The 1402-nt window shown below is 67.4% G+C and carries 2 protein-coding genes; both read left to right on the top strand.

From position 1 onward, the window contains the following. The coding region (locus ACWC21_RS41320; RefSeq protein WP_450889995.1) for a DUF3459 domain-containing protein at positions 1-555 on the top strand (555 nt) is incomplete at its 5' end. Further along, on the top strand, positions 552-1402 hold an 851-nt coding region (locus tag ACWC21_RS41315; RefSeq protein ID WP_450889993.1), incomplete at its 3' end, for an alpha-amylase family glycosyl hydrolase. The genes ACWC21_RS41320 and ACWC21_RS41315, both read left to right, overlap by 4 nt.

Raw genomic sequence — 1402 nt, 5'->3', positions numbered from 1 at the left:
GCCTTCGAGGCCCGCGCGGTGCTGGCCGCGACGCTCTCCCCCACCTGGGGCATCTACAGCGGCTACGAACTGTGTGAGAACACGCCGTTGCGCGAAGGTTCCGAGGAATACCTCGACTCGGAGAAGTACCAGCTCAAGCCCCGCGACTGGGCCGCCGCCGAACGCGAGGGACGCACCATCGCACCCCTCATCACCCAGCTCAACACCATCAGGCGCCGGCACCCCGCGTTGCGGCGCCTGAGGAACCTCCGCTTCCATCCGACCGACAACGGCGCCGTCATCGCGTACAGCAAGCGCACCGGCTCGGACACCGTCGTCGTGGTCGTCAACCTCGACCCCCACCGCGCCCAGGAGGCGACGGTCTCGTTGGACATGCCGCAACTCGGCCTGGACTGGCACGAGTCGGTGCCGGTGCGTGACGAGCTCACCGGCGAGACCTACCACTGGGGCAGGGCCAACTACGTACGCCTCGAACCCGGCCGGGTGCCGGCGCACGTGCTCCACGTCCGGCGATCGTCCGCCCCGCCCCAGAACGGAGGGCCCAGCGCGTCATGACTGTCAACAGCCCCGTCCCGGACACCTTCGAGGACACACCGGCCAAGGACCGTGACCCGGAGTGGTTCAAGCGCGCCGTCTTCTACGAGGTCCTCGTCCGCTCCTTCCAGGACAGCGACGGCGACGGGGTCGGCGACCTCAAGGGCCTGACCGCCAAGCTGGACTATCTGCAGTGGCTGGGCGTGGACTGCCTGTGGCTGCCGCCGTTCTTCAAGTCACCGCTCCGCGACGGCGGCTACGACGTCTCCGACTACACCGCCGTGCTCCCGGAGTTCGGTGACCTCGCCGACTTCGTGGAGTTCGTCGACGCCGCCCACCAGCGCGGCATGCGCGTGATCATCGACTTCGTCATGAACCACACCAGCGACCAGCACCCGTGGTTCCAGGAGTCGCGGAAGAACCCCGACGGTCCGTACGGGGACTATTACATGTGGGCCGACGACGACAAGCGGTACGAGGACGCGCGGATCATCTTCGTCGACACCGAGACCTCCAACTGGACCCACGACCCGGTGCGCGACCAGTACTACTTCCACCGCTTCTTCTCGCACCAGCCGGACCTGAACTACGAGAACCCGGCCGTGCAGGAGGAGATCCTGGCCGCCCTCCGCTTCTGGCTGGACCTGGGCATCGACGGGTTCCGGCTGGACGCCGTGCCGTACCTGTACGCGTGCGAGGGGACGAACTGCGAGAACCTGCCCGCCACACACCAGTTCCTCAAGCGGGTCCGCCGCGAGATCGACGCGATGTACCCGGACACCGTGCTGCTGGCGGAGGCGAACCAGTGGCCGGAGGACGTCGTCGACTACTTCGGTGACTTCTCCTCCGGTGGCGACGAGTGCCACAT

It is taken from the genome of Streptomyces sp. NPDC001348 (assembly GCF_053597535.1).
Note: the sequence above shows the minus strand (reverse complement) of the source record. Positions and strands in the feature narration are given on the sequence as shown.